The organism is Streptomyces sp. NPDC058291 (genome assembly GCF_042880855.1).
Taxonomy (GTDB): domain Bacteria; phylum Actinomycetota; class Actinomycetes; order Streptomycetales; family Streptomycetaceae; genus Streptomyces.
Map to the genome: position 1 here is coordinate 40,080 of NZ_JBHVYK010000043.1, position 22,625 is coordinate 62,704.

Annotated in this window: 26 protein-coding genes and 2 pseudogenes; 13 read left to right on the forward strand and 15 right to left on the reverse strand. The window is 74.7% G+C overall.

Going from position 1 to position 22,625, the window contains the following annotated elements:
* Positions 1-54: 54 nt before the first annotated feature.
* The 3 genes from ACFVYK_RS21875 to ACFVYK_RS21885 all read left to right on the forward strand — a co-directional run bounded on the left by ACFVYK_RS21875 (position 55) and on the right by ACFVYK_RS21885 (position 1,729).
* Positions 55-474, forward strand: a complete 420-nt coding sequence (locus tag ACFVYK_RS21875; RefSeq protein ID WP_389776448.1) for an ANTAR domain-containing protein — start codon at positions 55-57, stop codon at positions 472-474.
* A 143-nt stretch (positions 475-617) separates the two neighbouring features.
* Positions 618-1,322 (forward strand): alpha/beta fold hydrolase, encoded by a 705-nt coding sequence (locus ACFVYK_RS21880; protein WP_389776451.1) that lies wholly within the window; start codon positions 618-620, stop codon positions 1,320-1,322.
* Between the two features lie 227 nt (positions 1,323-1,549).
* Positions 1,550-1,729 (forward strand): hypothetical protein, encoded by a 180-nt coding sequence (locus ACFVYK_RS21885; RefSeq protein WP_389776453.1) that lies wholly within the window; start codon positions 1,550-1,552, stop codon positions 1,727-1,729.
* A gap of 29 nt (positions 1,730-1,758) precedes the next feature.
* Here ACFVYK_RS21885 and ACFVYK_RS21890 read toward each other — a convergent pair whose 3' ends face one another.
* The 4 genes from ACFVYK_RS21890 to ACFVYK_RS21905 all read right to left on the reverse strand — a co-directional run bounded on the left by ACFVYK_RS21890 (position 1,759) and on the right by ACFVYK_RS21905 (position 5,716).
* Positions 1,759-2,502: a LysE family translocator gene (locus tag ACFVYK_RS21890; RefSeq protein ID WP_389776455.1), complete on the reverse strand. Its 744-nt coding sequence runs from the start codon at positions 2,500-2,502 to the stop codon at positions 1,759-1,761.
* Between the two features lie 105 nt (positions 2,503-2,607).
* Positions 2,608-3,504: an SDR family oxidoreductase gene (locus ACFVYK_RS21895; RefSeq protein ID WP_389776458.1), complete on the reverse strand. Its 897-nt coding sequence runs from the start codon at positions 3,502-3,504 to the stop codon at positions 2,608-2,610.
* A 54-nt stretch (positions 3,505-3,558) separates the two neighbouring features.
* Entirely contained in the window at positions 3,559-5,190 is a 1,632-nt protein-coding gene (locus ACFVYK_RS21900; RefSeq protein WP_389776461.1) for a phytoene desaturase family protein, read from the reverse strand.
* Positions 5,183-5,716: an SRPBCC family protein gene (locus ACFVYK_RS21905; RefSeq protein ID WP_389776463.1), complete on the reverse strand. Its 534-nt coding sequence runs from the start codon at positions 5,714-5,716 to the stop codon at positions 5,183-5,185. Before ACFVYK_RS21905 ends, ACFVYK_RS21900 begins: the two co-directional genes overlap by 8 nt.
* A 217-nt stretch (positions 5,717-5,933) precedes the next feature.
* Here ACFVYK_RS21905 and ACFVYK_RS21910 point away from each other — a divergent pair, with 217 nt between their 5' ends.
* The 3 genes and pseudogenes from ACFVYK_RS21910 to ACFVYK_RS21920 all read left to right on the forward strand — a co-directional run.
* Positions 5,934-6,437, forward strand: a complete 504-nt coding sequence (locus tag ACFVYK_RS21910) for a hypothetical protein (RefSeq protein ID WP_389776465.1) — start codon at positions 5,934-5,936, stop codon at positions 6,435-6,437.
* 96 nt (positions 6,438-6,533) lie between these two features.
* A complete protein-coding gene (locus ACFVYK_RS21915) occupies positions 6,534-6,677 on the forward strand; it encodes a hypothetical protein (RefSeq protein WP_389776468.1) in 144 nt (47 codons plus the stop codon).
* A 420-nt stretch (positions 6,678-7,097) separates the two neighbouring features.
* Positions 7,098-7,490: pseudogene (locus ACFVYK_RS21920) on the forward strand (GDSL-type esterase/lipase family protein); the annotation flags it as partial.
* Between the two features lie 26 nt (positions 7,491-7,516).
* On the opposite strand, the gene ACFVYK_RS21925 reads toward ACFVYK_RS21920, so the two are convergent.
* Positions 7,517-7,930, reverse strand: a complete 414-nt coding sequence (locus tag ACFVYK_RS21925) for an ATP-binding protein (protein WP_389776471.1) — start codon at positions 7,928-7,930, stop codon at positions 7,517-7,519.
* Positions 7,931-8,094: 164 nt separating this feature from the next.
* Between ACFVYK_RS21925 and ACFVYK_RS21930 the strand changes: the two genes are divergently transcribed.
* Positions 8,095-8,952: a DMT family transporter gene (locus ACFVYK_RS21930; RefSeq protein WP_389776473.1), complete on the forward strand. Its 858-nt coding sequence runs from the start codon at positions 8,095-8,097 to the stop codon at positions 8,950-8,952.
* A 24-nt stretch (positions 8,953-8,976) separates the two neighbouring features.
* Here ACFVYK_RS21930 and ACFVYK_RS21935 read toward each other — a convergent pair whose 3' ends face one another.
* Positions 8,977-9,312: a hypothetical protein gene (locus ACFVYK_RS21935; RefSeq protein WP_389776476.1), complete on the reverse strand. Its 336-nt coding sequence runs from the start codon at positions 9,310-9,312 to the stop codon at positions 8,977-8,979.
* Between the two features lie 133 nt (positions 9,313-9,445).
* On the opposite strand from ACFVYK_RS21935, the gene ACFVYK_RS21940 reads away from it, so the two are divergent.
* Positions 9,446-9,763: a hypothetical protein gene (locus ACFVYK_RS21940; RefSeq protein ID WP_389776479.1), complete on the forward strand. Its 318-nt coding sequence runs from the start codon at positions 9,446-9,448 to the stop codon at positions 9,761-9,763.
* A gap of 131 nt (positions 9,764-9,894) precedes the next feature.
* Here ACFVYK_RS21940 and ACFVYK_RS21945 read toward each other — a convergent pair whose 3' ends face one another.
* Positions 9,895-10,806, reverse strand: a complete 912-nt coding sequence (locus ACFVYK_RS21945; RefSeq protein ID WP_389776482.1) for an SGNH/GDSL hydrolase family protein — start codon at positions 10,804-10,806, stop codon at positions 9,895-9,897.
* 148 nt (positions 10,807-10,954) lie between these two features.
* On the opposite strand from ACFVYK_RS21945, the gene ACFVYK_RS21950 reads away from it, so the two are divergent.
* Both ACFVYK_RS21950 and ACFVYK_RS21955 read left to right on the forward strand, forming a co-directional pair.
* The gene (locus tag ACFVYK_RS21950; RefSeq protein ID WP_389776484.1) at positions 10,955-11,797 is read left to right on the forward strand and encodes a class I SAM-dependent methyltransferase; all 843 of its coding nucleotides are present in this window, start codon (positions 10,955-10,957) and stop codon (positions 11,795-11,797) included.
* Positions 11,798-11,943: 146 nt separating this feature from the next.
* The gene (locus tag ACFVYK_RS21955; protein ID WP_389776487.1) at positions 11,944-13,176 is read left to right on the forward strand and encodes a GNAT family N-acetyltransferase; all 1,233 of its coding nucleotides are present in this window, start codon (positions 11,944-11,946) and stop codon (positions 13,174-13,176) included.
* A 37-nt stretch (positions 13,177-13,213) separates the two neighbouring features.
* Here ACFVYK_RS21955 and ACFVYK_RS21960 read toward each other — a convergent pair whose 3' ends face one another.
* Together ACFVYK_RS21960 and ACFVYK_RS21965 are read right to left on the reverse strand one after the other, a co-directional pair.
* On the reverse strand, positions 13,214-13,708 hold the full coding sequence (locus tag ACFVYK_RS21960; protein WP_389776490.1) for a MarR family winged helix-turn-helix transcriptional regulator: 495 nt from the start codon (positions 13,706-13,708) through the stop codon (positions 13,214-13,216).
* A 152-nt stretch (positions 13,709-13,860) separates the two neighbouring features.
* A complete protein-coding gene (locus ACFVYK_RS21965) occupies positions 13,861-14,766 on the reverse strand; it encodes an NAD(P)-dependent oxidoreductase (protein WP_389776493.1) in 906 nt (301 codons plus the stop codon).
* A 217-nt stretch (positions 14,767-14,983) separates the two neighbouring features.
* Between ACFVYK_RS21965 and ACFVYK_RS21970 the strand changes: the two genes are divergently transcribed.
* The gene (locus ACFVYK_RS21970; RefSeq protein ID WP_389776496.1) at positions 14,984-15,580 is read left to right on the forward strand and encodes a TetR/AcrR family transcriptional regulator; all 597 of its coding nucleotides are present in this window, start codon (positions 14,984-14,986) and stop codon (positions 15,578-15,580) included.
* A gap of 36 nt (positions 15,581-15,616) precedes the next feature.
* Here the strand turns inward: ACFVYK_RS21970 and ACFVYK_RS21975 are convergent, their stop codons facing one another.
* The 4 genes from ACFVYK_RS21975 to ppk2 all read right to left on the reverse strand — a co-directional run bounded on the left by ACFVYK_RS21975 (position 15,617) and on the right by ppk2 (position 19,603).
* Positions 15,617-16,798, reverse strand: a complete 1,182-nt coding sequence (locus ACFVYK_RS21975) for a pyridoxal phosphate-dependent aminotransferase (RefSeq protein ID WP_389776498.1) — start codon at positions 16,796-16,798, stop codon at positions 15,617-15,619.
* Between the two features lie 105 nt (positions 16,799-16,903).
* The gene (locus ACFVYK_RS21980) at positions 16,904-18,328 is read right to left on the reverse strand and encodes an FAD-binding oxidoreductase (protein WP_389776500.1); all 1,425 of its coding nucleotides are present in this window, start codon (positions 18,326-18,328) and stop codon (positions 16,904-16,906) included.
* 195 nt (positions 18,329-18,523) lie between these two features.
* Entirely contained in the window at positions 18,524-18,706 is a 183-nt protein-coding gene (locus ACFVYK_RS21985; RefSeq protein ID WP_389776502.1) for a hypothetical protein, read from the reverse strand.
* A gap of 93 nt (positions 18,707-18,799) precedes the next feature.
* On the reverse strand, positions 18,800-19,603 hold the full coding sequence (gene ppk2 / locus ACFVYK_RS21990; protein WP_389776505.1) for a polyphosphate kinase 2: 804 nt from the start codon (positions 19,601-19,603) through the stop codon (positions 18,800-18,802).
* 216 nt (positions 19,604-19,819) lie between these two features.
* Here ppk2 and ACFVYK_RS21995 point away from each other — a divergent pair.
* A pseudogene (locus tag ACFVYK_RS21995) lies at positions 19,820-20,029 on the forward strand (NADP-dependent oxidoreductase); the annotation flags it as partial.
* Between the two features lie 84 nt (positions 20,030-20,113).
* Here the strand turns inward: ACFVYK_RS21995 and ACFVYK_RS22000 are convergent.
* Together ACFVYK_RS22000 and ACFVYK_RS22005 are read right to left on the reverse strand one after the other, a co-directional pair.
* Positions 20,114-20,974, reverse strand: a complete 861-nt coding sequence (locus ACFVYK_RS22000) for an oxygenase MpaB family protein (protein WP_389776507.1) — start codon at positions 20,972-20,974, stop codon at positions 20,114-20,116.
* 289 nt (positions 20,975-21,263) lie between these two features.
* A complete protein-coding gene (locus ACFVYK_RS22005; RefSeq protein WP_389776510.1) occupies positions 21,264-21,974 on the reverse strand; it encodes a type III effector protein in 711 nt (236 codons plus the stop codon).
* Positions 21,975-22,105: 131 nt separating this feature from the next.
* On the opposite strand from ACFVYK_RS22005, the gene ACFVYK_RS22010 reads away from it, so the two are divergent.
* On the forward strand, positions 22,106-22,540 hold the full coding sequence (locus ACFVYK_RS22010) for an Hsp20/alpha crystallin family protein (protein ID WP_389776513.1): 435 nt from the start codon (positions 22,106-22,108) through the stop codon (positions 22,538-22,540).
* Positions 22,541-22,625 lie beyond the last annotated feature (85 nt).

The window sequence follows — 22,625 nt, forward strand, 5'->3', positions numbered from 1 at the left end:
CTCCTGCTGTGTGCCGGCGGTTCTCGTGGGCGTAGGGAGGAGAAGCGACCTCACATGGCGGACAGTGACGAACTCGCACAGAAGGTCGCCGCCCTCGAGCGAGAGGTGGCGCAGCTCCGCGAGGCCCTGGCCTCGCGCGCCGAGATCGACCAGGCGATGGGCGTGGTGGCGGCGGTGTGCCGGCTGAGTCCGGAGCACAGCTGGGACGTGCTCCGGCAGGTCTCCCAGCACACCAACGTCAAACTGCGCGAGATCGCCCAGCACGTCATGCGCTGGGTGGTCACCGGCCGTCTGCCCGACGAGATCCGCCCGGCGATGCGCGCCGCGGTGCTCAGGACCCGCCACCGGTCCCGGCGCGGCGCCGCGCACGGACTCGGATCCGACCTCGAGCGGGGCGCCGAGCGCGACCGCGGCGTCGAACTCGACCGCGACCCGGAGTCCGCCGTTCAGCCGACCGCCGCCCAGGAGGCCTGAGCCGGCCTCGCGGTGACCCGCCCCTGCCGGGGCGCGATCGTGCGGGGACGGCCGCACTCTGACATCCTCGACGCTCGGCGGGATCCCGTTGCGCGACGGGCCGACGGTCCGGCCGGGCGATGAGCGGGGAGAGCGGGGGAACAGTGGGCGAACGAGAGGCCGTCGCCGCGGCCCGGACGGCGTTGACGGTGCGGCGCCGGCCCCCGGCGTCGGCGGGGGCCGCGGTGCTGGTCCTGCACGGGGGCCGCGAACACGGGCGCGAGCCGGCCCGGTCCTGGCACCCGGCGGCCCTGCGGATGCGTCCGGTGCTGCGGGCGGCCCTGGCCGCGACCGACCGCCGGGACGTGCTGCTCGGCGAGGTGCGCTTCCGCTACCGGGGCTGGAACGCGACCGCCGACCCGGTGGCCGACACCGTGCGCGCCCTCGACGAACTGCGTGCCCTGGCGGGTGAGCTGCCCGTGATCCTGGTGGGGCACTCGATGGGGGGCCGGGCGGCGCTGCGGGCGGCCGCCGACCCGTCGGTGCGCGCGGTGGTGGCCCTGGCGCCGTGGTGTCCGCCCGGCGAGCCCGTCGATCATCTCCGCGGCACGCGCGTGGTGGTCCTGCACGGCGACCGCGACCGGGTGACCGACCCCGGGGAGTCCGCCCGGTACGTGCGCCGGGCGCGGCGGGCGCAGGCGCGGGCCGGTCTCGTCCTCGTGCGCGGGGGCGACCACGCGATGCTGCGCCGCGGCGGCGACTGGCACCGCGCAACCGCCTCCGTCGTCGCCCAACTGCTGCGCTTCGGGCCGACGTTGACGGGGCTCGCCGGGGAGGCCTGCGCCTCGGAGGACCCGCTGCGGTGGTGAACCGGGCCGCGTTGCCGCCGCCGCGCGGGCCGTTCGCGGGCCCTCGGTGTCGGCGCTCGCCGCCCCATCGGGGACAATACGATGATGTCGTCGCCCGAGGCTGAGTTGCCGAGCCGTCAGGCGGCGTCCCGCAAACGCCGGTTCGCCCCGTCGGATCGTCGGCCGTGTCCCCAGTCCGTCTCGCCGCGTCGGCCCGTCCGACCGTCCACGAAAGCAGAGCCTCCCCGGTGATTTCCGTTTTCGACGACACGCCCATCTACCACCGCCTCGTCACCGAGCGCGGCGACGTGCCCGCCGATGTGCGCGGCGAGGCCGAGCGCATCAAGCGCGATCTGGACCGGGTCATGAGCGCCCCGTCCTCCTTCGCCCAGGGCGGGCTGCCCGCGCAGCGGTCGTTCTTCTCCTGAGGGGCGGCCGGGCGGGTCGCCCCGTCCGCTCATTCGGCGGCGGCGACGCCCACGCCGACCGCGATGAACAGCCATCCCGTCCCGCGCTCCCAGCGACGCCGCCAGGCAGGGCGCGCCAGCAGCGACCGCAGCCGCGTGGCGACCCGCACCAGCAGCAGCCAGTAGACGACGCCGACGGCGATGTCGAGGCCGCCGAGCAGGAAGATCCGCTCGGTGGGCGAGCCGCCGTGGCGGGTGAACTGGGGCAGGACGCTGAGGAAGAACAGCGCCGCCTTGGGATTGAGGACGTTCGTCAGGAACCCCTGCGCGAAGCTGCCGCGAAGACTGCCGACGACGTCCGCCGACGGGCCGGGATCCGAGCCCCGCTCCGCACCGCGTTCCGCGCCCTGGTGAGCGCCACGTTGCGTGCCGCGTTCCGTGCCGTGTTCCGCGTGGGCTTGCGCGCCGGACCGGGGCGCCGCCGTGTCCGACGCGTCGTGGTCGCCGCCGCTGCGCCGGCTGTCCAGGAGTACCCGGACGCCCAGATACGCGAGATAGGCCGCCCCCGCCAGTTTGACGGCGGTGAAGGCGAACGCCGACCCGGCGGCGAGCACCGACAGGCCCAGGGCCGCGGCGCACATGTGCACGCACAGCCCGGTCTGGGCGCCCAGCGCGGCCGCCCGGCCCAGCGCGGCGCGCCGGGCGGCCGCCCTGACCACGACCAGGAAGTCGGGGCCCGGAACGACGTAGGCCAGCAGCACCACGCCCAGGAAACCCATCAGATCGACCGACACCGTCCCGCTCCGTCCCGTGCGCCCACGCGGGCCCACCACCGGCCTGCCGTGTTCCATCCCGGCGTCGGGTCATGCCCCTCCCGCGCCGATCCGGCGCACGGGGTCTCACCGCCCGCCCGGGCCGTCGCCCGGGTGCGCCGCCGTGCCGTCGGCCCGCCCGCCCCCACCGAGCAACCCGGTGGGCCGGAACGGCTCGGCCGCCTCCAGCCGGGGCAGTTCCCGCCGGGAAAGCCGCAGGACCAGGGGCGGCAGCGCGGCGCGGACGCCCTGCACCAGGCGCAGCCAGGCGGGGACGTAGACGGCGGTGCGCCGGCGCTCGACGGCCGTGGCGAGCCGCCTGGCGACCAGCTCGGGCGCATACACGCGCCGCGCGGGCGCCGGCATGTGGGCGCGCAGCTCACGCAGCACCGCATGACGGTCGGCGTCCCGGATCATGTCGGTGTCGGTCCAGTTCAGATAAGCCACGCCGACGGCGACGCCGTGCTGGGCGACCTCGGCCCGCAGCGCGTGCGCGAAGGCCTCCACCCCGGCCTTGGAGGCGCAGTAGGCGCTCATCAGGGGAGCGGCGCCCATCGAGGCCAGCGAGGCGATCTGCAGGTAGTAGCCGGCCGTCTCCATCAGATCCGGCAGGAAGGTGCGCGCCGTCAGGGCGCTGCCCACCAGGTTCACGTCGATGACCCGCCGCCAGGAGGCCATGTCGGCGAGGGCGAACGGTCCGCCTTCGGCGACTCCCGCGTTGGCGACGACCACCGAGGGCGGCCCCAGCCGCGCGCGGACGGCCGCAGCCGCCCGGCCGAGCGCGTCGGCGTCGGTGACGTCGGCCTCCAGGGCCAGCGCGGGTCCGGGCAGCGACGCCGCCAACTCCCGCAGCGCCTTCTCCTCGTGCCCGATCAGCGCCAGCCGGGCGCCGCGCCGGGCGAGCTCCCGCGCCTGGGCCGCGCCCAGTCCACGCGCGGCCCCCGTGATGACGACGGTGCGGTCCTGCAAGGGACTTGCGTGCACGGGATGCTCCGTTCCTCGACGCTTCTCGACGTTCCTCGAGGGCGGTGACGCCGTTCAGCCGGTGGACGGCCGTTTCGCACCGGTGCGATCGCGGCGGGCCAGGACCCGCTGCACGTGCGCGCGGCCGGGCGGGATGCGGCGACGCAGCGCCGCACGGGCCGCGTTGGCCCCGGGCGCGCCATGGACGCCGCCGCCGGGGTGGGCGCCCGCGGAGGCCAGGTACAGGCCGCGCACGGCCGTCTCCGGACGTCCGCTGCCGGCCAGGGGGCGGAAGAACAGCTGCTGGTGGAGCGCGGTCGTGCCGCCGTTGATGGCGCCGCCGTGCAGGTTGGCGTCGAGGGACTGCAGCGTGGGCGGGGCCAGAATGCGCCGGGCCCGGATCAGGGACCGGAACCCGGGGGCGAACCGCTCGACCTGGCGTTCGACCCGGTCGGCCATCACCTCCTGCTCCCGCGCGTCCCATGCCCCGGTGAGGCCCTCGTCGCCGGCGTCGCCCGTGACGTCCTGCGGGACGTGGGTGTAGGCCCAGGCCGACTCGGTGCCGGCGGGGGAGCGCACGGCGTCGGTCGTCGTCATCTGCCCGAACAGCGCGAAGGGGCGGTCGGGGATCTGGTGCATGGCGATCTGGGCCGCGAACCGGGTGAGCTCGTCGACGCCGTCCGCCAGATGCACGGTTCCGGCGCGCCGGGCCGCCTCGGCCTGCCAGGGCACCGGTCCGTCCAGCGCCCAGTCGACCTTGAAGGTCGCGAAGTCCCACTGGAAGCGCTTCAGGTCGTCCGCCACCTGGGCCGGCAGGTGTTCCGGGTCCAGGAGCGCGCCGTACAGCGCCGGGACCGACACGTCGGCCAGCACGGCGCGGTGGGCTGCGACCGCCTCGCCGTCCGCCGTGCGCACCCCGACGGCCCGCCCGTCCCGGACCACGATCCGGCTCACCCGCTGCCCGCAGCGCAGGCTGCCGCCGCGTGAGCGCAGCCGCCGGACCAGTGCGGCGGTGAGGGCGCCGGAGCCGCCGGTCGGCGCGGGAAAGCCGTAGCTCTGTCCGAGCATCGACATCAGCCAGCCGAAACCGCCGCTGCCCGCGGCCTCCGGGGCGAGGTCGGCGTGCAGGGCGTTGCCGGCCAGCAGCAGCCGGCCGCCCTCGCCGGCGAACTCCTCCTCGCCCATCCGGCGCACCGGCAGGATGAGCGTGCGGGCCATGCGCAGTCCGCCCGCGCCGCGCAGCCGGGCCGCCAGCCGGGCCGTGGCCCGCACCGGCGGGAACGGCGTGAACAGTGCGTCGAGGATGTCGGGTCGCAATTGCTCCCAGACCTCGTGCAGCCGGCGCCAGGCGTCCCCGTCGCCTGGCCGGAAGGCGTCCAGGGACTCGGCGGTGACCGCGATCCTGCGGTCGAGGAGCGCGCAGCGCCCGTCGGTGAGGGGGTGTGCCAGGACGCTGGGCGCGTGGCTCCAGCGCAGGCCGTGCTCGTGCAGCCGCAGCGCGGACAGCACGGGGGAGGAGACGGCGAGCGGGTAGAAGGAGCTGAACAGGTCGTTGACGAACTCGGGGTCGACGCTCCGGTCGTGCCGCACCGCCCCTCCGGGCTCCGACTGCTCCTCGAGGACCTCCACGCTCCAGCCCGCGTCCACCAGGAGGTTCGCCGCGACCAGTCCGTTCGGTCCGGCCCCGATGACCACCGCGTCAGGCATCGCCACCTCCCCGCGCGGACGCGAGCGCCGCCCCGGCGGCCGTACGCCGGCCCGCGTCGGCCGCCTCCCCGGCCCCTGCCCCGGTCCCGGTCCCGGTCCCGGCCTCGCACAGCCGCGCCAGCCGGCCGAGCATCGCCCGGTGCCGGATCTGGAGCAGGGCGTCCACGCCCGCGTTGTGCAGCAGGCCGCCGATGCCCCGCAGCGGGTGCTCGTCCAGGAGCACCAGGCAGTGCTCGCCCCAGGGCCGCAGCTCGAAGGCGATGCGCGCCGTGCCCAGCACGCCCGCCCGTACCTCCAGCTCCAGGACGTCCGGCTCCTCGCAACGCCGCACGACCGTCTCGTTCGTCAGCCGCACGGGCCCCAGCCGGATCTCGTACGCGATCGCCGCGTCCACCTGCGGCCAGTGTCCGCGCGTCCGCCGCGACGACGAGGTGCCGACCACCCACTCCGCGTAGCGGTCGCCGTCGGCGAGCAGCGCCCACACGGCCTCCGGTGTCGCTCTGACCAGTCGATGCCGAACCGCCACCCGTGCCTCCTGCGATCGTTTGCGGACGAGGCTCGCCAAGTGCCCATATCGGCGATCGCCAACCCTGCCGGTGTGTGCGGGGCGGGCGCGGGGGCAGGAGTGGTTCCCGTGGGACGGGCCGTTGTCAGTGCCGTGATGAAGGATGCCCCCAGGTGAGATCAACTCCGGCTCTGCGGGTAGGCGGTCTCATGTCCCCGCCCACGAAAGGTCACCGACGATGCCGCTCACCGCCGACCAGCCGCAGATCCTCGACGTCCGTTCCGCCGCGCGCCTCCCGATGCGTCAGGAGTGGACGGCGCCCGTCGCACCGGGCTCCGTCGTCGCGGTCGTGGCCGGCGTCCCGCGTCCCCGCGAGGCACGGCGGGCGCCCCGTCCGGCCCCCGCGCCGCGCCGCCCCGGAACCGACGTGCTGCGCATCGTCTCCGATCCGCGCACGCCCGTGTTCGTCACCGAACACGCCAACGGGCGCCGGGTCTACGGCTACTGGCGGCCGCTGGACGCCGAGGGCGGGCGCGGGGGCTGCTACGTGGCCCTGCCGGCCGCCGAGTGCGACGAGTTGTACGCGGCCGGGCGGATCACCGTCGGCGAGCCGGTCACGGACCCCGCCAAGACGACCTACCGGGTCCGCCCCGCGCGCACCGCTGCCGCGGCCGCCCGTCCCGCCCCCGCGGCGGCCGCCGCACCGACCGGGCTGCGGCGCCGCGCGCCCCGGGCGGCCTGATCGGCCCGTTCGGGGGTAGTCGGACGCGCAGAAGCGGACGGTCCGCGCGGACGGACCGCGCGGACAGACCAGCGGACGGACCAGGGGAGGAGAACGATGAGCGTCATCCAGCGCATCAAGGACTTCAGCAGGAGCCCCCAGGGGCGGCGCACGATGGAGCAGGTGCGTCGCACGGCGGCCGACCCGCGCCGTCGTGCCCAGGCACGCGACCTGCTCGCACGGCTGCGCACCCGACGCTGACCGAGCCTCGCCGCGAAGCGCACGAACGACGGGACGAAGACGGCTACGAGCCGAAGAAGGGAAGACACGACGAACGAACCCGCCCGCCGTCCCGCTGACGGCGGGCGGCAAACTGTCCCGGCGACTGTCCCGATGAGCCAAACGCGGCCTTCGATCCCATCCCAATGACCGGGACGCCGCCGAGTCTTGAAAGGCCGTCAGGGCTCACAGCCGTTGCTCGGCTGATTCCTGCTTCTGTCATGGACCGTGACCGATGCCCGCACGCGGCGGCTTCCTCGCGGACCTGCGGTGGCGCGACGGCGTGCCCACCTCGGTGCGGCTGCGCAGCGCCGGCGGCCGGACCACGACCGTGGCCCACGCGCGCACGGCCCGCACGGTCCATTTGCGGCCGGGACAGTCCGTCACCCTGAGGGGCTTCTGCCGGGCGTGCGCATGGTCGTCCTCTTCGAAGGCGTCAACGACATCACAGCCCACACCGGGGTGACCGCCCAGGACGTGATCGCCGGTTACCGGGAGATCGTCCGCCGCGTCCACGCGGCGGGCAAGTGCGTCGTCGGCGCCACCGTGGCCCCGTTCAAGGGCCGGTCCGAGTGGGATCCGGCCGCCGAGGCCGTACGCCGGCAGGTCAGCGCGTTCGTCCGCGACGGCGGTGCGTTCGACGCCGTCGCCGACTTCGACCGCGTCCTGCGCAGCCCCTACGATCCGCAGCGGATCCTGCCGGTCTTCGACGGCGGCGACCACCTGCGTCCCGACGGCAAGGGCATGCAGGCGATGGCCGACGCGGTGGACCTCACGGCGCTCGCCTGCGCATGACGGCGGCGTCTCGTCCACCGGCCGGGTCAGGCGCCGCCGGTCTGCGGGCTGAAGCAGGCGGTGACGGTCTTGCCGTGCGGGCAGGGGTGCGCCTCCCAGCTGTCGGCCAGCGCGTCGACGAGGAACATGCCCCGGCCGCCGGTGCGGTCGGTGCTGGGCTCCCGGGGAGCCGGCAGCTCGGCCGAGGAGTCGTGAACCGCGATGTGGAGGCAGCGGCTGTCCCAGGTCATCACGAGCTGCGCGTCGCTGTGCGCGTGATGGTGGGCGTTGGTCACCAGTTCGGAGACGGTCAGCAGCACGGCGTCGGCCGTCTCCGGAGCGCTGGTGGCCCATCCGAGGGTGTCGAGGTGGTGCCGGGCCCAGTCGCGGGCCGTCTTCACCGTGCACTCCAGGGGCAGAGAGCGGGCCCATCCGACTGCCCGCAGCGCTGATCGGTCCATTCCTGATCCCTCCGAGTAACAGTCGCCACCGGCCCTCCGTGTACCCCGGGACGCCGAGGTGACGCCGTGTCCACAGCGGTTCGCCCGAGGGCGTGAGAACCGCCCACCGTGCCGCACCGGCGCCCGAGGTGCCTGCCCGCGGTTTTCCCGGGCATGGTGGAGGCATGATCGTGCTCGCCTTGTTCTTCGCCGTCCTCGGGGCCGCAAGCAACGCGGTGGGCACGGCGTTCCAGCGCAAGGCCGCCTCCACCGTGCCCCAGGGCGGCGGCATACGGCTGCTGCGCGCCCTCGTGCGACGGCCCGCCTGGTCCATCGGCATCGCCGGCGTCGTCGGCGCCGCGGTGTTCCAGGCGCTGGCCCTGGTCAACGGGCCGATGGCTCTCGTGCAGCCCGTGTTCATCCTGGAGCTGCCGTTCGCCCTGCTGGTGGCGGCGCCCCTGCTGCACCGCCGGCTGTCGGCCGAGGCCTGGCGGGCGGTCGCGGGGGCGGTGGCCGGCCTCGTCCTGCTGCTCGCCTCGGCGGCCCCGCACGGCACCCGGCAGCAGGCGGGCATGGAGCGGTGGATCCCGGTCCTGGCGCTCGGCCTGGGCGCGATGGCCACGGCGGTCGCCCTCACCCGGTCGTCCTCGTCGCCGCTGTTCCGGGCCGCCGCGCTGGGCTCGGCCGCGGCGATCGGCAACGCGCTGACCGCCGCCCTGCTGAAGTCGGCCACCGGACGCCTCGCCGACGACGGGCTGCCCGCCTTCCTCACCGCCTGGCAGACCTACGGGTTCGCCCTCACCGGGGTCGCGGCGCTGCTGTTGCTGGAGAACGCGCTGCAGGCCGGACCGCTGACCGCCTCGCAGCCGGCGTTGACCATCGGCGACGCGACGGTGAGCCTCCTGCTGGGCGTCGCCCTCTTCGGCGAGACGATCCGCTCCGGCTGGTGGCTGCTGCCCGAGGCGATCGGCGTGCTCCTCATCATGTGGGGCGTGGTGCGGTTGACCCGGGTGGTGCCCCACTTGTCCGACGTCGTGCACTGAGGGCCGCGCCCGCGCCCCGCCCGGTCACTCCTGATGAGCCACGGCGTCCTTCTGCAGCTGCACCGCCGCCGGCAGGCTCAGTCTCGGCTCCGCCTTGCGCAGGGCTCTCACCGCCGCGATCGAGGACACGTCTCCCGTGAAGCCGACGGAGGCCAGCCGGGCGCGCACCCAGTCGGCGCGCAGCCGGGCCTCGGTGGCCGCGGCGGTGGCGCCCACGAGCGCGACGGCCCGCTCCAGGCCCGGGCGTTCCCCGGGGGAGGCCTCGGCCAGCGCCTCCCGCAACGCCGCCGTGACCACGTCCGCGTCCCGCACGACCAGCACGAAGTTGTGCTTCTTGTCGAGTCCCGTGAATCCTGTCATGTGGATCATCGTGGCTCCCGGGTTCCGGGCCTGCCAAGCGACTTGAGGAGTCTCAGAGGCTTGGTCCGTTCCGGCGGGCGAGCCGGGCGCACGGCGGGGTAGGCGGGAGGGAGCAGACGACGAAGGGAACGTCATGACGACCTATGTGATCACCGTGCCCGGCACCTTCACCGCCGGGATCGGGGACGACGAGCGCACACGGCTGAGCCGGGCCCTGCGGCCCGCCGATCCGCATCACACGCGGATGGGCGACGCGCAGGACCTCGACCCCCTCACCGTGAACGAGGACGACACGTTCACCATCCGGCTCGCCGTCGAAGCGGACAGCGTTCCGGACGCGGAGCAGGACGCCCGCAGGTTCGCGGACTCCGCGCTGCAGGCCGCGGGTCTCGACGCGAGCGACGCGCCGCTCGGGCCGGCGGTGGTCACCGGGATCGACTCCGAGCTGTGAGCCACTCCCCGTCTCGGGCCGGCCGTGAGCTGTGAGCCGTGCCCGCTCCGGGCCGGCCGTGAGCTGTGAGCCGTGCCCGCTCCGGGCCGGCCGTGAGCCGTGAGCCGCAGCCCGTCGGGGGCGGCTCGGGGTCAGCGGCCGCCCCGCCCGTGGGCCAGGCGCTGCCAGACCGCGCCCGCCATGGCCTCCTCGCCCTTGGCGTTGGGGTGTGCGGGGGCGGCGGGCGAGGCGGGCTGCAGCGGCTCGATCCACCGGTCCGCCGGGGACGTGCACATGTCGTGGCCGACGGTCGGACCGTAGGTGTCGACGTACTCCGCGCGGTTCCAGGCGGCCACCAGGCGGAGCATCAGGTTGAGGCGCTTGCCGGTGTCGCGCAGATAGGCGAAGTCCCCCGCCGCGAACGGCACCGACGGCGCGCAGCCGCTGCCGTCGTCGGGCAGGAGGTCGGGGTATCCGACCAGCAGCACCCGGGCGCGGGGAGCCCGCTCGTGCACGGCGCGCAGCACCCGCGCGATCTTGGGGGCGGTCCGCGCGATCGTCACGGTGAGCTCGTCCACGCCCGAAGCGCCGTAGTGCCGTCGGCACGGATCGCCGGTCGGGTCCTGCGAGGCCACCTGGGCGCAGGTGGCGATGATGGAGCCGAAGCCGACGTCGTTGCCGCCGATCTGGACGGTCACGAGGCCGCTGTGGCGGTTGACCGCGTCGAGCTGGGGCCCGTTGCTCCCTTGCGGCTTCCACATGTTCTCGGTGGTCGCCCCGCCGCAGCTGACGTCCCGGAACGCGGCGGGGCGCAGCCGCGCGGCGACGAGGGACGGGTAGTTGTGGTCGGACCGGGCGCAGGCGGCGTCGACCTGGCGGGGGATGAGGGGCCCGGAGGTGTAGGAGTCGCCGAGCGCCGAGTAGCGGACCGAGCCGCCCGCTCCGTGCGCCGCGACCGGCGTCGCGGAGGCGGCCACGAGAGCACACCCGCCCAGCGCCGAGAGGAGGGTGACGCCCCGTCGGCGTCGGCCGGCCGGTCTGCCCGTGCCTGGTTCGCGTTGCATCGAGTCTTCCCCCTCGCAGCCCGTGTGCCGCCGACGAAGCCGTCCCGGACGGTGGTTGTCGGCGTTCGACCGGGCTTGTATACCGCCTGGTCGGTCTCCGGTGCCAGACTCGGGACCGATCCTGTTCGCTCCGGGAAGGGGAACCGGCGTGCCCGAGGCATGGCAGTGGGACCCGACGCTGTTCGCCGGAAGCGCGGCCTATTACCAGCGTGGCCGGCTTCCGTACGCCGCGGGCTTCCCCGAGGCGCTGGCCACGGCCCTCGGGCTGGACGGCCGGGGCCGGCTCCTCGACGTGGGCTGCGGCCCGGGCGTCGTCCTGCTGGCCATGGCGCGCTTCTTCCACGAGGCGGTCGGCGTCGACCCCGACCAGGACATGCTCGCCGAGGCCGGGCGGCAGGCCGCCCGCCGTGGCGTGCGCAACGCCCGCCTGGTCGCCGCGCGCGCCGAGGAACTCCCCGCGGGGCTCGGGCGGTTCAGGGTCGTGGTGTTCGCCCAGTCCTTCCACTGGACGGACCGCGAGCGCGCCGCGGCGGCCGTGCTGGACATGCTGGAGCCGGGCGGCGCGCTCGTCCACGTCGGCGAGCTCCAGGACCCGCCCGCCGAACCGGCGCCGCCGCCGCGGCCCGCGCCCCCCTACGAGGACGTCGCCGCACTGGTGCGCCGGTACCTGGGACCGGTGCGCCGGGCCGGGCAGGGCACCCTCGTCGCGGGCACGCCGAACGGGGAGGGCCTGGTCCTGGCCCGGGCCGGGTTCGAGCACGTCGGCCGACTGGTCGTGCCGGCCGGGCAGGTGGTCGAGCGCACCGTGGACGACCTGGTCGCGTGGGCGTTCTCCCGGTCCGCCAGCGCGCCGCACCTGTTCGGCGACCGGCGCGGGGACTTCGAGCGGGACCTGCGGGCGCTGCTGGACCGGGCGGCGCCGGACGGCCGTTTCGCGGAGCGCCTCCCGGCGACCGACGTCATGATCTGGCGGCGGCCGCCGACGACTTGACCGTCCCGGACCCGACGACCCGTCGAGCGGCCGCCGGCGACGGGGCTCCGGCCGTAATCCGTTTGACCCGGCCGCGGGGCGACGGCTGCACTGTGGCGGGGCGCCCGAGCCGCGGCGCCCGCACCCACGGGGAGGCGGCGCCGGCCATGCAGATCCGTTCCACCACCGACCAGGACCTCGACGTCTTCGTCGACACGCTCCATGCCGCGTTCGGCCGCTTCCCGGAGACGCCGACCGGGGGCGGCGGGGTGTGGTGGTCGGCGCTGGAGATGGACCGGGGCCTGCTCGCCCTGACCGAGGACGGGCGGCCCGTCGGCACCGCCGGTGCGTACTCCTTCGAGCTCACCCTGCCCGGTGAGACCATCGCCCCCTGCGCCGGAGTGACCGCCGTCGGCGTCCTGCCCTCGCACCGGCGCCGCGGCGTGCTCAGCGCCCTGATGCGGCATCAGCTCGCCGAGCTGCGCTCGCGCGGGGAGTTCCTCTCCGTGCTGCTGGCCTCCGAGGCCCTGATCTACCGCAGGTTCGGCTACGGACCGGCGACCTACACCCAGCGGCTGACGGTGCCGCGCCACCGGGCCGCCCTCGCCCCGCCCCGTGCGCGAGGCGCGGCCGGCGCCCCGGCGGACGGCGCGGACGGCGGCGCCGTCGAGCTGCTGCGGCGCTCCGAGTGCGGCGAGATCCTGGAAGAGGTCTACGACCGGTACCGTCGCGCCCAGCCCGGCGCGCTGTCCCGGCCGCACCGCTGGTGGGCCTCGGGCGCGGGGCAACCCCCGGTCTCTTCGGCGCCGCGCTACGTCGCCCTGCACCGGGACGCCGACGGCGTCCCGGACGGGTACGCCGCCTACACCCTCGGCGAGGCCGAGACCCTCACCGTCGACGAGACCGTCGCCGTCGACGACGCCGTGCACACGGCACTGGTCCGGTTCGTCCTCGGACACGACCTGGTCACCGAGGTCGTGATCAAGCACGTCCCGCCCCTGCATCCGCTGCGCTGGCAGTTCGCGGACTTCCGGGCCGGCGAGGTCAGCGGCGACACGGACTGGCTCTGGGTGCGGCTGCTGGACGTCCCGCGCGCGCTGACGGCGCGCGGCTGGTGTGCGGACGGCGAGCTCGTCCTCGACGTCGACGACCCCTTCCTCGACGAGCGGGGCCGCTACCTGCTGAGCGTCCGGGACGGCAAGGCCGACTGCGTCGCCACGGACCGGGCGCCCGACCTGTCCCTGGACGTGAGCGACCTGGGCTCCGTCTACCTCGGCGGCACCGCGCCGAGCACGCTGGTGCGCGCCGGGCACATCCGGGCCCACCGCCCGGGCGCACCCGCCCTCGCCGACGCCCTGTTCCGCTCCGACCGCGCCCCGCACTGCCTGCACTGGTTCTGACGAGACGGTGCGCCCGCCCGCCGGCGGGTCCCGCGGGTCAGGGCAGACGGGGCAGGACGTCCCGGGCGGAATGGCTGAGGAGGCGAAGGTCGCTGGTGAACCGGTCGAGGTCCTCGGCCGGCAGCGGCGCGACGAAGTACCGCTCGATGTTCTCCAGGTGCACCCGGGCCGCGCGGACGGTCGTCTCCTCGCCCAGCGGGGTGAGCCGCACCAGCTTCGCGCGCCGGTCGTCGGGGGAGTCCGCGCGGGTCACGAGTCCGGCCGCCGCCATGCGGTCCACGAGCCGGGTGGCGCCGCCCGTGGTCAGCACCTGCTCCTGGGCGATGGCCCGCATGGAAAGGCCCGGCGCGCCCGCCCGGCCGAGGATCAGCAGCACCTCGAACGTCAGATGGCTGATCCCGCACTCCTCTTCCAGGGCCCGCCCCAGGATGTACTCCAGCCGGTTGGCCGCCCCCTGGAGACGTCCGAACGCCAGGATCAGCTCATGATCCGCGGCCTCCTTCGCCGTTCCGATCCCCGCCTGCTCGCTCACGGACTCGCCGCCCCTCTCCGTCTCCCGGCCATCACCGTACCGATCATGCCCGGAAGGCGCGGGGCGACGGCGGACAGGGTGGCCGGGCGCCGCGGCGCGAGACGGCGGGAGGGGCGGGGTTCACGTCGCGTGAGAGGGGGCGGGCCGGCTTTTCACGACGGCGACGCGGTCACGCCGGCCGGGTCCGCCGCGCCGGTGCGGGCCTCCAGGGCGCGCAGCACGGCCGCCATGTCCTGGCCGCCGTGCCCCTGGGCGACCGTCTCGCCGTACAGGGCGTGGCAGACGTCCAGGAGCGGGGAGGCGAGGCCGGCCTCGCGGGCGGCCTCCGCGATCAGCCGGTTGTTCTTCAGGACGTCCGCGGCCGCCGCCTGCACACCGAAGTCCCGCGCCAGCAGCTTGGCCCCCTTGGTCCGCGAGACGGCGCTGGCCATCGGGCCCGCGTCCAGCACGTCGCGCAGCAGACCTCGGTCGAGTCCGTGCCGCTCGGCGAAATGGAACGCCTCGGCCAGTCCGGTCACCAGCGTGATCAGGAACAGGTTCACCGAGAACTTCATCAGCAGCGCGCCCGGAACCCGACCGCAGCCGAAGGTCTCCCGGCACAGCGGGGCGAGCAGCGGCCGCACGGCCGCCACGGCGTCGTCGTCGCCCGCGAGCATCCCGACCAGTTCACCCTGTTCGGCCGGGACGCGGGACCCGGAGACGGGGGCCTCGACGTAGCGGCCGCCCGCGGCCCGCACGTCGTCCTGCAGACCGGCCGAGTACTCGGCGGACGTGGTGCCCATGTGCACCACCGTGCGTCCGGCGACGCGGGCGGCGAAGTCGCGGGCGCCGCGCCCCAGCACGTCGTCGACCGCCCGCTCGTCGGCCAGCATGAGGATCACGGTCCCGGCCCGGCCGAACACCTCGTCCGGGCTCGCCGCGACCTCGGCCCCCAGGGCACGCAGCGGCTCGCACCGCTCGGGCGTGCGGTTCCACACCACCAGCGGCGTTCCGGCCCGGGCGAGGTTGCGGGCCATGGGCTGTCCCATGACTCCCAGTCCGACGAAACCGACGTGCACGAGGCACCGCCCTTCCCGGCTCGCGCCACCGGCCCACGGCAGCGGCCAGGGCAGCGGCCACGGCAACGGTCATGGGTGGCGGCTCACGGCGGAGCACCGCGCGGCCGCAGCGGGCGGCGCACCCGACTATGACGACGGTCATAGTAGCCCACTCTATGACCGTCGTCATAGAGTGGGCCGGGTCGGGAGCGGCAGACGCGGTCGGTGGAGGTCGAACATGGCGGTGTCCGAGCGGGGGCCGCGCGAGCGGATGGTGTTCAGCGCCGCCCAGCTGATCCGGCGCGACGGGGTCGCCGCCACCGGCATGCGGGAGGTCGCCGCCCACGCGGGCGCGCCGCGCGGTTCGCTGCAGCACTACTTTCCCGGCGGCAAGGAACAACTCGTCAACGAGGCGGTGGGCTGGGCCGGCCGGTACGCGGGCAACCGCGTCTCCCGCTTCCTCGCCGCGCTTCCCGAGCCGACCCCGGCGGCGCTGTTCGCCGCGATGGTGCGGCAGTGGACCGACGAGTACGAGGCCGCCGGCTTCGCGGGAGGCTGCCCGGTCGCCGCCGCCACGGTGGACCGCGCGCAGGCCGCCGACTCCACCCGGGAGGCGACGGCCACCGCGTTCGCCGCCTGGACCGCACCGGTGGCCCGCGCGCTGACGGATCTCGGCGTCCCCGGGGAGCGGGCCGGCGCCCTCGCCACGCTCATGATCAGCGCGCTGGAGGGAGCGATCCTGATCGCCCGTGCGGAGCGCGACGTCCGCGCCCTGACGACGGTGGCCCACGAACTGGGCCCGCTCCTCGACGCGGCGGTGCGCGAGCGCCCCTGACCGCCCGGACCGGGGCGCGTCGGGCCGGGGCGGATGTCAGAGCCCGGCCACGAACGTGCCCAGCCGGTCGAGCCCCTCGCGCAGTTCGCCCGCCGACGCCGCGTACGACAGACGGACGTGCGTCTGCGCCGAGTGCACGCCGAAGTCCCGGCCCGGCGTCAGGGCGACGTGCGCCTCCCGCAGCGCCCGTTCGCAGAACTGCCACGAGGTGAGTCCCGTGCGGCTGACGTCGAAGTAGACGTAGAAGGCGCCGTCGGGCGGCACGGGCACCGGCAGACCGATGCGCGCCAGGCCGTCGAGGAGGAGCGCCCGCCGCTCCGCGAACTCCGCACGGCGGGCTTCGCACACCGCGAGGGACTCGGCGGTGAAGCAGGCCAGCGCGGCATGCTGGGCAGGGGCGGACGCGCAGAGGAAGTAGTTCTGTGCCAGACGTTCCATCGCGGGCACGAGCGACTCGGGGACGACACACCAGCCCAGCCGCCAGCCCGTCATGCCGAAGTACTTCGAGAAACTGTTGACGACGACGGCGTCGGGGTCGAACGACAGCGCGCTGCGCGGGGGCCGGCCCCGCTCGTCCGGGTCGCTGAGGTCCAGATAGATCTCGTCGACGAGGCGCCACGCGTCGCGCTCCCGGGCGACGTCGCAGATCGCCGCGAGTTCCGCGGCCGGAACCGACGTGCCCGTGGGGTTGGACGGGGTGGCGACCATGACACCGCGCGTGCGATCCGTCCAGCTCGCCCGGACCGAGGCGTCGTCCAGCTGGAACCGGCTCCCGGCGGTGGCGGGGACCAGGACGACGCGGGCGCCGAAGCTTTCGGCGATCTGCCGGTTGCAGGGATACGACGGGTCGCCGATGAGGACCTCGTCACCGGGATCGACCAGCGCGGCGGCGGTCAGCACCAGCGCGGCCGAGGCCCCCGCGGTCACGACGATCCGGGCCGGATCGACCTCGACCTCGTGCCGCTGCGCGTAGAACCCGGCGATCGCCTGCCGCAGCGCGGGCAGACCGAGGGCCTCGGTATAGGCCATGGGCCGGCCGTCCATGGCCTCGCGCATCGCGCTCAGGACGGCCGGTGGCGCGCCGAAGTCGGGTTCGCCGAGGCTGAGTTTGACGACGTGACGCCCCTGGGCCTCCAGCGCGGCGGCCTGCTTGCCGAACTCCATGGCGTAGAACGGAGCGACGGCCCCGGCCCGTTGCGAGATCCGGGGGCCGCTCATGCCGCGGCCTGGGGCTTCGGGTCCTGCTGCGTCCGCTCCTGCACGGTTCTCCTTCGGCTCGGGCCTGTGGCTCAGCCGATTATCGACCGCGGCAAGGAGCGTCCCTCACCAGGCCCGGCCCGGCCCGTCGTCCGCCTCCGCGGCGGGCGGGATGTTCTGGTTGGCGCGGAAGAAGTTGTCCGGGTCGTAGGCGCGCTTGACCTCGGCCAGCCGGTCGTAGTGCCCGCGGTAGGTGGTCCGCACCCGCTCCGGGCTCTCCTGCGCCCCCAGGAAGTTGACGTAGGAACCGCCCATGGAATGCTCGTGCAGGTCGGCCCAGTAGTCGACGCACCACTGCCGGATCAGTTCGGCGTTGGCCGGGTCGGGGTCGATCCCCCCGATCACGCAGGACCACACGGCGTCCCGGTAGGCCCAGGCGGTGTCGTCCCGGCCGACCCGGTGCGCCGCCCCGTCGACCGGGTACAGGTGCATCGTCGACAGATCGGTGGGGATGCCCTCGCCGTACCGTCCGTGCACCTCGATCGCGGCGTCGGAGACCGAGTCGAAGAAGTCGCCGCGCCAGTACCACTGCAGCCCCGCCGGGAGCAGGGCGTCGAACATGGTCTGGAACGCCGGGTAGGGCATCGGCGCGGTGAAGTGGAAGGCCGGGGGCGCCGGATCGTTGACCACGGCGAGCACCTCCTCCAGCCGCCCGGCCGCCAGGTCCCCGGTGTAGCACCACACCACGGCGCACATCTTGTGCCCGTGGATCGGCTCCGGGAACGGCGGCCCGGGGGGTACGACCAGCATCGCGAAGAAGCCGCTGAGCTCGTCCGGCGCGGCGGGCAGGAACTCGCGGTACCAGCGGAGCACCTCCGTGGCCCGGTCCACCGGCCACAGCGTCACCGCGACGCCGACCGTGTCCACGGGATGCAGCCGGAACGTGAACGACGTGACCACGCCGAAGTTCCCGCCCCCGCCGCGCAGCGCCCAGAAGAGATCCGGGTGCTCCTTCTCCGAAGCGGTGACGAACGAGCCGTCGGCGAGGACGACGTCGGCCGACAGCAGACTGTCGATGGTCAGGCCGTACCTGCGGGTCAGATGGCCGTGGCCGCCGCCCAGCGTCAGACCGCCGACGCCGGTCGTCGACATGATGCCGGTCGGCACGGCCAGACCGAAGGCGTGCGCGGCGTGGTCCAGGTCGCCGAGCTGACTGCCGCCTCCCACCTGCGCGGTCGCGGCCTCCGGGTCGACGCGCACCCAGCGCATCGGCGACAGGTCCAGCGTGAGCCCGCCGTCGATCAGGCACAGGCCCGGCCCGCTGTGCCCGCCGCCGCGCACCGCGAGGTCCGTCCCGGTGTCCTGCGCGAAGGAGAGCGCGGCCCGCACGTCCCCGACGTCGACGCACCGGGCCACGGCGGCCGGACGCCGGTCGATCATGGCGTTGTACACGGTGCGCGCCTCGTCGTACCCCGCGTCCCCGGGCGCGAACACCGGTCCTCGCAGTGCCGCGCGCAGGCTTTCCAGCGCCGCTCCGTTGTCGCCGCCCATGTCGAACACCCCTGACGATGGTGGTCGCGCACGGTCGACCGCACGATGTCCGGGAGGTCTCGGGCGGGCGGCGCGACGTCCATGCGCACCTCGGACTGTTGCCGACGGCCGAGGCCGGGGCCTTCGCCGCCAGTCCCAGTGTCCGTCCGGCACGGGCCCGCCGCATGTCGGTGAGCGGTCCGGCGGCGCGGGAGGTCACGGGGCGTCCTCGTCCAGGAGCAGCCGCAGCGGGACGCCCGTCCAGTCCGCGGTGCCGACCGCCTCGACCAGCCACGGCCGGCTCACCGGCGGCCTCGGCGCCAGCAGGGCCCTGCCGAAACCCTCGCCCGACGAGGCCAGCCGGGCGGGCCCGCTCACGTCGGCGAGTCGGCGCCTCATACCCCCCGATTGTCCTCTTCCAGGGCGAGCCGTGCCTGCGGTGTCCTGCGGTGGCCCGGTGGAGGGTGGGCGGCGTCCGCGTCGGTCTGCGGCTCAGAGGTTCGCCGCGTGGTCGGGGACGTAGGTCTGCAGATCCCGCGGCGTGCGCTGGTATCCGGTCGACGCCGGTCGCTCCGGCAGCTCCAGCACGGGCGGCGGGACCTCGCGGTACGGCATGGACGACAGCAGATGGGCGATCATGTTCAGCCGGGCCCGGCGCTTGTCGTCGCTCTCGACGACGTGCCAGGGCGCCTCGGAGATGTCGGTGTGCACCATCATCTCGTCCTTGGCCCGGGAGTACGCCTCCCAGTGGGTGATCGACTCCAGGTCCATCGGCGAGAGCTTCCAGCGTCGCAGCGGGTCCTCGAGACGGCGCCGGAAGCGGTCCTGCTGTTCGGTGTCGCTCACCGAGAACCAGTACTTGCGCAGCAGCACCCCGTCCTCGACCAGCATCCGTTCGAAGATCGGGCACTGGCGCAGGAAACGCTGGTGCTCCTCCTTGGTGCAGAAGCCCATGACGTGCTCGACCCCGGCGCGGTTGTACCAGGACCGGTCGAAGAGGACGATCTCCCCGGCCGCGGGCAGATGCCCGACGTACCGCTGGAAATACCACTGGGTGCGCTCGCGCTCGGTCGGCTTGGGAAGCGCCGCGATGCTCGCCACACGGGGGTTGAGGTGCTCGGCGACCCGCTTGATGGTGCCGCCCTTGCCGGCCGCGTCCCGCCCCTCGAAGACGATGACCACCCGAGCGCCCGAGGCCCGCACCCACTCCTGCAGCTTCACCAACTCCGTCTGCAGCCGCAGCAGTTCCTTCTCGTACCGCTTGCGCGGCAGAGTCGCCGCCTTCTTGCCGGACATGCCGCCTCCACCATCCGACGACCCGCGCCCCGACGTCTTGCGGAGCTCGCGTCTGCGTCCGAGATCGAACACCAGGACGCCACCGTACTGACCGGCGAGGAGCCGCGCACCCCGGCACGCGTCGGCGGGCCGCAACCCGCGGCGGGCGGCGCACCGCCGCCCAGGGGCGCGATGGCCAGGCCCGCCGTCCCGTCGGCCACTTCGCCCGCGGCGCCCCGGGACATCGTCGAGAAGAGCATCCGCATGGAGGGCTTCCTGGTGAGCAACCACCTGGGACTGCAGGACGAGTGGTACGGGTTCGCCGTGCCGCACCTGCAGAGCGGCCGGCTCCGGCTGGACGAGACGGTGGTCGACGGCTTCGAGCACATCGTGGACGCGTTCCTGGGCATGCTGCGCGGCGAGAACATCGGCAAGATCATCGTGCGGGACCGCTCGCAGGCCGACCGGCGGGCCGACTCCCGCTCACCCGCCTCGTGTACGGGGCCGGATGCGGGCCGGCCGCCCTTTTGCTCACTCGGGACGGGTGCGGTTCGGCGGGGTCATGACCCAGCGGATGGCGCGGGTCAGCACCTGCCCGGTGGGGCGGACCGCGAGGCCCTCGACCACCGGTATCCGGGGCAGCCACAGCATGCGACGGGCCCAGGAGGGGAGCAGTGCGACGGCGTTCGCGGCGAGACCGCCGTAGAAGGGCCGCACGGCGAGCGGCACCGGGGGGTGCAGGAGCAGGAAGCGGGCGGTGGCCCGCGCCTCGGGGGTGGCCCTGAGTTCGGGCCGGTAGGCGGCCAGGCGCTCGGACAGCTCGCGCCGGTCGCGCGGCGGGTCGACGACCCCCAGCGCCTTCGCCACCCGCGCGGTGTCGGCGACGTACGCGTCGTAGCCGGCGGCGTCCAGCGGAGCGGCGCCGTAGCGTTCGTGTGCCCGCAGGAAGCTGTCCGTCTCGGCCGCGTGCACCCACCCGAGCAGGTGGGGATCGGCCGCGTGGTACGGCACGCCCTCGGCCGTCGTCCCGCGGATCCGCTCGTGGATGCCGCGGACGTGGTCGACCGCGCGCTGGGCGTCCTCGGCGGTGCCGTACGTCGTGACGGCCAGGAAGGTGCTGGTGCGCTGGAGTCGGCCCCACGGGTCCCCGCGGAAGCCGGAGTGCCCGGCGACCGCCGCCATGGCGAGCGGATGCAGGGACTGCAGGAGCAGGGCGCTCAGGCCGCCGATGAACATCGAGGCGTCGCCGTGGACGGTGCGGACCGGGCGGTCCGGCCCGAACCACCGCGGGCCCGGCGTGTCATGGATGCGGGCGCGGTTCGCCGGTCCGTCGGGCCCGGCGACTCGGTGGAACAGGGCTTGTCCCAGCTGTTCGCGGACGGTGGTCAGCACGGTCGGCCTCCCCTCTCCTGCTCCCCCCTCCTGCCGACGGGTACCTCCCGCCGGCTTCTCCTGCTGCCCGGCTTCTTCCCGCTCGGGTCTTCCGCTGTCCGGGCCCTCGGGTCTTACGGGTCTTCGCCTGTCGGGTCGTCCCCTGTCCAGTGTCCGCGATGCCCGCGCGAACAGGGACGTCCGCGGGCCGCCGCCCTCGGGGCCCCTGTCCACCGGGCTCCGGCCCTCGTCCGGGCCCCTGTCCACCGGGCTCCGGCCCTCGGGGCGCGCGGACGCCCCGGTCGGCGACTCAGGGACCCGGTGTCCTTCTGGGGGCACGCCGCTGATCGCCGCTGCTGCGGCGGAGCGCCTCGGTGTGGCGGGCGACGTCGTCGACGCGGGCCGCGAGGTCGGGGTGGCCGGACGCCAGATACGTCCGGGTGCCCGCCAGGGGTCCGACGAGGGCGGCGGCGTCGTCCTCGGCCAGGGCCGCGCCGAGTTCGGCCAAGGGGGTGCGGGCGGCGGCGGGGAGGTCGGCGAGCGCGGTGATCTGGCCGGCCAGCCGGCGCAGGTCCGCCGCGTTGGCGCGGGCCCAGGCGGTGACGGTTCGGTCGGCGGCGCGGCGGTCGCGCGTGGCCTGGACCCGTTCCTCGCTCGTGGACCCGGGGTTGCCGGGCCGTACGCGCAGATAGCGGCGTTCGGCGGCCTGGCGGCTGGAGACGCCGAGCGGCTGGGCCAGGTCCGCCCAGCTGGCTCCCGCCTCGCGGGCTTCTTCGATCAGCCCCGGTTCCCAGGCGGCGAGCTGATCGCGTACTTCGCGGAGCATCAGCAGCGCGGCGAGCGCCTGCTCCGAGCCGGTACGGGGGGACGCTTCCGGCCGCACCCCGCCCGGCTGTCCGCCCTCGGCCGAGGTCCGCGCGGTGTGCAGGGCCTCATGGATGGTGTGGAGCGCCGCGGCGGCCAGGAAGGACGTCGGCGTCAGATCACGGGCGCGGGGGACGGGCTGATCGTCGGTGGTCATGGAGCCTCCAGCGCGCTGTCATCGTGTCGATGACATCCAACTTGTCATCACTTCGATGACATGTTACAACGATGGCAGGTGAACCGCATTGGCAGCTACGTGCCTGACCCGAACACTGGAGGTGTCTCCCGATGTTGATGCGCACCGACCCGTTCCGTGAGCTCGACCGACTCACCCAGCAGCTCCTGCACACGCCCGGCACCTGGTCGCGCCCGTCGCCCATGCCGATGGACGCCTACCGTGAGGGCGAGGAGTACGTGATCGCCCTCGACCTGCCCGGCGTCTCGCCGGAGGCGATCGACGTCGACGTCGAGCGGAACATGCTGACCGTCAAGGCCGAACGGCGGCCCGTCACCAAGGCGGACGACGTGCAGATGGAGCTCTCCGAGCGGCCCCTCGGCGTCTTCTCCCGCCAGGTCGTGCTGGCCGACACCCTGGACACCGAGCGCATCAGGGCGGACTACGACGCCGGTGTGCTCACCCTGCGCATCCCGATCGCCGAGCGCGCCAAGCCCCGCAAGGTCGCCATCGGCGGCGGCTCCGCGCACAAGGAGATCAGCGGCTGAGGGATCGTGCGGGCAGCGCCGCCCCCCTCACCCCATTACCTTTTTGGTTGCCCCGCAATGGGGCGCCCGGCCTTCGGAGTTGGCA

Excerpts from the sequence above, each read along its gene's own strand:
- ACFVYK_RS21875 (WP_389776448.1), top strand. The coding sequence starts at position 55 with ATGGCGGACAGTGACGAACTCGCACAGAAGGTCGCCGCCCTCGAGCGA.
- ACFVYK_RS21900 (WP_389776461.1), bottom strand. The coding sequence starts at position 5,190 with ATGCCTGACGCGGTGGTCATCGGGGCCGGACCGAACGGACTGGTCGCG.
- ACFVYK_RS21910 (WP_389776465.1), top strand. The coding sequence starts at position 5,934 with ATGCCGCTCACCGCCGACCAGCCGCAGATCCTCGACGTCCGTTCCGCC.
- ACFVYK_RS21915 (WP_389776468.1), top strand. The coding sequence starts at position 6,534 with ATGAGCGTCATCCAGCGCATCAAGGACTTCAGCAGGAGCCCCCAGGGG.
- ACFVYK_RS21925 (WP_389776471.1), bottom strand. The coding sequence starts at position 7,930 with ATGGACCGATCAGCGCTGCGGGCAGTCGGATGGGCCCGCTCTCTGCCC.
- ACFVYK_RS21930 (WP_389776473.1), top strand. The coding sequence starts at position 8,095 with ATGATCGTGCTCGCCTTGTTCTTCGCCGTCCTCGGGGCCGCAAGCAAC.
- ACFVYK_RS21935 (WP_389776476.1), bottom strand. The coding sequence starts at position 9,312 with ATGACAGGATTCACGGGACTCGACAAGAAGCACAACTTCGTGCTGGTC.
- ACFVYK_RS21940 (WP_389776479.1), top strand. The coding sequence starts at position 9,446 with ATGACGACCTATGTGATCACCGTGCCCGGCACCTTCACCGCCGGGATC.
- ACFVYK_RS21945 (WP_389776482.1), bottom strand. The coding sequence starts at position 10,806 with ATGCAACGCGAACCAGGCACGGGCAGACCGGCCGGCCGACGCCGACGG.
- ACFVYK_RS21955 (WP_389776487.1), top strand. The coding sequence starts at position 11,944 with ATGCAGATCCGTTCCACCACCGACCAGGACCTCGACGTCTTCGTCGAC.
- ACFVYK_RS21970 (WP_389776496.1), top strand. The coding sequence starts at position 14,984 with ATGGCGGTGTCCGAGCGGGGGCCGCGCGAGCGGATGGTGTTCAGCGCC.
- ACFVYK_RS21975 (WP_389776498.1), bottom strand. The coding sequence starts at position 16,798 with ATGAGCGGCCCCCGGATCTCGCAACGGGCCGGGGCCGTCGCTCCGTTC.
- ACFVYK_RS21980 (WP_389776500.1), bottom strand. The coding sequence starts at position 18,328 with ATGGGCGGCGACAACGGAGCGGCGCTGGAAAGCCTGCGCGCGGCACTG.
- ACFVYK_RS21985 (WP_389776502.1), bottom strand. The coding sequence starts at position 18,706 with ATGAGGCGCCGACTCGCCGACGTGAGCGGGCCCGCCCGGCTGGCCTCG.
- ppk2 (WP_389776505.1), bottom strand. The coding sequence starts at position 19,603 with ATGTCCGGCAAGAAGGCGGCGACTCTGCCGCGCAAGCGGTACGAGAAG.
- ACFVYK_RS22005 (WP_389776510.1), bottom strand. The coding sequence starts at position 21,974 with ATGACCACCGACGATCAGCCCGTCCCCCGCGCCCGTGATCTGACGCCG.
- ACFVYK_RS22010 (WP_389776513.1), top strand. The coding sequence starts at position 22,106 with ATGTTGATGCGCACCGACCCGTTCCGTGAGCTCGACCGACTCACCCAG.